The organism is Geobacillus sp. DSP4a (assembly GCF_013096875.1).
GTDB classification, from domain to species: Bacteria; Bacillota; Bacilli; order Bacillales; family Anoxybacillaceae; genus Geobacillus; species Geobacillus thermophilus.
Window position 1 is genome coordinate 1 of record NZ_SDLD01000081.1, and the last position, 5462, is coordinate 5462.

General features: G+C 52.4%; 3 protein-coding genes. 1 reads left to right on the forward strand and 2 read right to left on the reverse strand.

Annotation, left to right across the window (positions count from 1 at the left end; translation table 11 throughout):
* Positions 1 to 282: 282 nt before the first annotated feature.
* Positions 283 to 1401 (forward strand): RNA-guided endonuclease InsQ/TnpB family protein, encoded by a 1119-nt coding sequence (locus tag ETC02_RS16015; RefSeq protein WP_160269412.1) that lies wholly within the window; start codon positions 283 to 285, stop codon positions 1399 to 1401.
* 218 nt (positions 1402 to 1619) lie between these two features.
* On the opposite strand, the gene ETC02_RS16020 is transcribed toward ETC02_RS16015, so the two are convergent.
* Positions 1620 to 3422 (reverse strand): ABC transporter ATP-binding protein, encoded by a 1803-nt coding sequence (locus ETC02_RS16020; protein ID WP_171698418.1) that lies wholly within the window; start codon positions 3420 to 3422, stop codon positions 1620 to 1622.
* Positions 3406 to 5142: an ABC transporter ATP-binding protein gene (locus ETC02_RS16025; protein WP_050367211.1), complete on the reverse strand. Its 1737-nt coding sequence runs from the start codon at positions 5140 to 5142 to the stop codon at positions 3406 to 3408. Before ETC02_RS16025 ends, ETC02_RS16020 begins: the two co-directional genes overlap by 17 nt.
* Positions 5143 to 5462 lie beyond the last annotated feature (320 nt).

The following is a 5462-nucleotide window of genomic DNA, read 5'->3' on the forward strand; positions in this document are numbered from 1 at the left end:
AAGGCATCGACAATATGAATGAGATGCTTGATGACCGGTTTGGAAAGCTGCAGCGTCAACCCCAGCGTGAAGAAAAACTTGTGGATTCCTTGGTGATGTGCTAATCTATTCATGAGACATGAACCTCCTTGTGTGAATGGGTTTTGAGTACATCTATTTTACCCAAGGAGTCCGGTTCATGTCTCCTTTTTTGTTTAGTTGTCAATTTATGTAAGTGAATTTGCTCATCTACAGTGATATAATATATTATATAATATATTTAGTGAAAGAGAGGTGAGACAAATGGACATGACGTTAACAGCCAAAATAAAAATTTACCCAACAGCGGAACAAGCAGAAGTATTGAAAGCCACCCTTTCCGCTTATCGACAAGCGTGCAACGCTGTATCTGTTGTGATTTTTGACACAAAAGTGCTTGCACAAGCCAAGTTACACGACATGACCTATCGTCTACTTCGATCAAACTACGCTTTGCGTTCGCAAATGGCACAATCTGTAATCAAGACGGTTATCGCTAGATATCGTTCCCTAAAAAGCAATGGTCACGAATGGACATTGGTTCGCTTTAAAAAGCCTGAATATGATCTCGTTTGGAATCGAGATTACTCCATTGTTCAAGGGTTATTTTCTGTCAATACGCTAGAAGGACGAATCAAAGTGCCATTCGAACCAAAAGGCATGGAACAATATTTTGATGGCTCATGGACGTTTGGCACAGCCAAACTCGTCTATAAGCATAACCAATTCTTTTTGCACATCCCCATGACCAAAACAATTCCAACCGTAGATGAACACAACATTCGCCAAGTGGTCGGTGTCGATGTAGGGGTTAACTTTCTTGCAACAGCTTATGATTCGCAAGGGAAAACTACCTTTTTTAACGGACGAAAAATCAAGCATATGCGGGCGAAGTACAAACGAATGCGAAAAACCCTCCAGCAAAAAGGGACGGCTTCTGCGCGTCGGAAGTTGAAAACAATCGGACAACGAGAAAACCGTTGGATGACGGATGTGAACCATGCTGTCACGAAGGCACTCGTTCGTCAATATGGAGAACGTACCCTTTTTGTATTAGAAGATTTAACAGGCATTCGTGAAAAAACAGAACGTGTACGTATCCATGACCGATATGAAACCGTATCGTGGGCGTTCTATCAGTTCCGTCAAATGTTAGAGTATAAGGCACGTTTGCATGGGTCAAAAGTGATGGTGGTTGCTCCGCATTACACCTCTTTGACATGTCCAAAGTGTGGTCATACGGAAAAAGCCAATCGAAACAAGCGTACACACACCTTTTGTTGTCGAACATGCGGATATACCTCAAACGATGACCGCATTGGTGCTATGAACCTTCAACGAAAAGGAATAGAGTACATCGTTGAAGGAACGACACAGGCATGACCTGCGTCGTTGGGCAGCTGTCAACCTGCCCCTGATGCAACCCCAAGTCAAGGAAGGAGGACGAAGTCCGCTCGCACTTCTGGGGAGTTGCAAGCCCCCACTTCAAGCGTTAGCGAAGTGGGGGTAGTTGACCCACTCTTCCTTTCCTGAGCACTCGAGTTCGCATGGAGGAGACACGCATTCATCTGAAGTCCTCCGCAAACGTGAACACCATACAGTTATGCCTGTTGCACATTGCGCAACCAATAGCGCTGATACAATTGGAAGTAAAATCCTTTTGCTTCCAACAGTTCTTCATGCGTTCCTTGTTCGATCACGTTGCCTTCGTTGAGCACAACGATGCGGTCGGCATGTTGAATCGTGTTCAACCGATGGGCGATGACAAAACATGTCCGCCCGTTCATGAGCCGCGCGAGCGCTTCTTGAATGCGCACTTCGGTCACCGTATCGATGTTGCTCGTCGCTTCGTCCAAAATCAAAATGGCCGGGTCGGCGATCATCGCCCGAGCGATGGCCAACAGCTGCCGCTGCCCTTGGCTGATTCCGCCGCCTCCGGGGGACAGAACGGTGTCATAGCCGTTCGACAGCTTCATAATAAACGAGTGGGCGTTCGCCTGGCGCGCCGCCTCCTCGACTTCTTCATCGGTCGCCTCAAGCCGGCCGTAACGAATGTTGTCGCGGATCGTTCCGGCGAACAAAAACGTATCCTGAAGCACAAATGCCATATGCCGGCGCAAACTCGCTCGCTTGATCGTCCGGCTGTCGCGCCCGTCGATCAAAATCACGCCTTCATCCGGATCATAAAAGCGGGTCAACAGCTGCAATACGGTCGTTTTGCCGGCTCCAGTCGGACCGACAAGCGCGACCGTCTCCCCCGGGGCGATGGAAAAGGTGACGCCGTCGAGCGCCGGGCGCTGTTTGTCGTAAGAAAAGACGACTTGACGAAACTCAATGCGTCCATCAAGACGGTCCAAAGCCACCGCTTCCCGCTCGTCTTTCTCTTCTTTCGGCAAATCCAAAATTTCCAACACCCGTTCAGCGCCAGCCAACGCCGACAGCAACGTGTTCCATTGGTTGGCCAAATCGTTGAGCGGGCGGGTAAACTGGCGGGCATATTCGACAAACACGACGATCGTCCCGACCGATATCGCTCCTTTGGCCGCCAGCCATCCGCCGACGCCAGCGATGAGAGCGAAGCTTACGTTGTTTAAAAAGTTCATCAGCTTCGGGATGAAGCCGGAATACGTTTGCGCCCAAAACCCGGCTTGTTTCAGCTCGGCGTTTTTGCGCGCCAATTCAGACTCCATCCGCTCTTCTTGGGAAAACAGCTTCACGACTTTCTGTCCGGAAATGACCTCTTCGATAAAGCCGTTCATCTCACCGAGCGCCCGTTGCTGCTCACGGAAACGCACCCGCGTCCGGTTTGTAATCCAGCGCATGCCCACATACATCAGCGGCACGACAACAAGCGTTACGATCGTCAACACAACGCTTTGTGAAAGCATAACCACCATAGCGCCCATCAACGTCAACGTGCTCGAGACGACCTGGACAACCGTGCTGTTAAATGTCTGGCTCATATGGTCGATGTCGTTTGTAATCCGGCTCATGAGTTCGCCTTGCTGGCGGCGGTCAAAAAACGAAATCGGCAGCTCATGAAAATGGCGAAACAACCGCTCGCGAATCCCGCGCACCGTCCGCTGGCCGACATCGATCATCCAATAGTTTTGCCAAAACGTCGCCGCCCCAAGGGCCAAATAAATGGCCAGAAGCAAAATGAGCGTTGCGAAAAATCCATCCGTTTTTCGTTCCACAATGTACGAATCAACCGCCCGGCCAACGACATACGGCCCAGCAAGCGCCAACGCCGAGCTGGCCATCACCATGGCCATGGCTGCAAACAGCTTTCGCTTTTGCGGAGCGATAAAGGCCCATAGCCGACGCAAAGTGCCGACGCTGTTTTTCGCCCGTTGCGCACTTGCGCCAACACGCGCACCGTGCGGGCTATGCCGTAGTGACATCCACCGATCCCTTCTTTCCTTCCTGCGTGGCGACGATGCGTCGATACAGGTCGCTCGTCGCCAGCAGTTGTTCATGACTTCCTTGTGCGATCAGGCGGCCGTCTTCCAAAAGCAAAATCGTATCCGCCGCCATCGCGGTGCTCACCTTTTGCGTCACTATCACCGTCGTGCATGCATACTTCCGCAACGCTGCGAGCAGCTTTGCTTCCGTCTCTGCATCGAGCGCGCTTGTGCTGTCATCCAAAAGCAAAATGCGCGGTTGCCCCACCAAGGCGCGGGCGATCGACAGCCGCTGCTTTTGCCCGCCTGATAAATTGACACCCTTTTGACCGATCCGTGCGTCGTATCCATCCGGAAACCGAGTGATGGTTTCATGAATTTGCGCATCACGAGCCGCCTGCACAATCTCTTCCATCGTCACTGTCATCTTGCCGAAGCGAAGGTTGTCGGCAACCGTTCCGGAAAATAGCAACACTTCCTGCGGAACAAAGCGCACCGCCGTCCGCAGCTGTTCGGCGGAAAACTCGCGCACATCGACGCCATCAATCAACACGCGCCCGCCGCTTGGTTCGTACAACCGGGGAATCAGCTGAAGAAGCGTCGATTTGCCGGCCCCTGTCGCTCCTAAAATGGCGGCTGTCTCATGCGGACGGATGACAAACGATACGTCAGAAAGCGCGTCAAGGTCGTTGTCTGGATAGCGGAACGAAACGTGCTCAAAGCGAATTTCCCCGCGCTGAACGGCCGGACCACCGCCCGCATCCGCCCCGTGTCGCTCGCCCGGGGCTTCAAGAAGTTCAGCGAGGCGGGCGGCCGAGGCGCGCGCCCGTGAAAACGCCATCGTAATAAATGTAAACATCGACAACGCAGCCGTCGTCCTTGTGGCGTAATTGATGACAGCCACGACTTGCCCAGCGCTCGCCGTCCCGTCCTCGATATGGTGGCGGCCAAAAAGGAGAACGGCGACGATGGCGGTGTTCATCACCATCAACAACACCGGGGTGATCGTCTCCACGAGGCGAAGCACGCTCATGGTCCGCTCCATCAGCGCATCGTTCGCCGTCGCAAATCGCTCCTCTTCGTATTCTTTTCTCATCCATGCTTTAATGAGTCGCATGCCGGCCAAATTTTCACGCATTACGCCGTTGACGCGATCAAGCGCTCGTTGGACGGCGGAAAAGGACGCCGCCGCCTTTTGTACAACCCACAATAAAAAAACAGCGGACAGAGGAACAGCCACCGCCAAAACGAGCGCCAAGCGCGCATGAACGACAAACGCCATCGCGACGCCAAAGACGACCAGAAGCGGTGCACGCAAGGCGATGCGCAAACTCATAAACAACATGTTTTGCACTTGGGTCACATCGTTCGTCATCCGGGTGATGAGCGAGGCCGGCGACAACTGCTCGATGCGCGCAAGCGAAAACGATTGGATTTTGGCAAACAGCGCCGTCCGCAGCGCAAATCCGTACTCCTGACCGACGTAGGCAGCAGCAAATGAGTTGGCGATGCCCGAGGCAAACGCCAACAGCGACGCCCCGAGCATCACTGCTCCCCACGTGAAAATGGCCGCAACATCCTGTTTCATGATGCCTTCATCGATGATTTTCCCCATCAACAGCGGCTGCCAAAGCTCGATGATCAGCTCGGTCAACATAAACAACCAAGCTAACGCCATCCACTTCCCATATGGCCGCAAATAGATCAGCACCCGCCCCATGTCTGCGCCACTCTCCTCTCCATTCCAACCGCGGAGCCTAGCCGCCGTTCATCGTTGTGTGTAATTTTATCTTAATTAGGCGAGAAGACTCCCACTTCAACGAAGCGAAGCGGAGTAAGTGGGAGATGAATCGCCTTAACTATATTTTGCTGAAAATAGGATAGATTCAGTAAAATATAGTATAATATAGTTAGGTAGCGTCAAAAGTTCTATGAAAACTCCACACAGATCATCCCATTGAGCATCGTGGGGCATGCGGAGGGCCGGATTCGCCCTTGACCAACACCCGCCAAAGGTGCGGAAGAGTCGTCAAGGGCGAC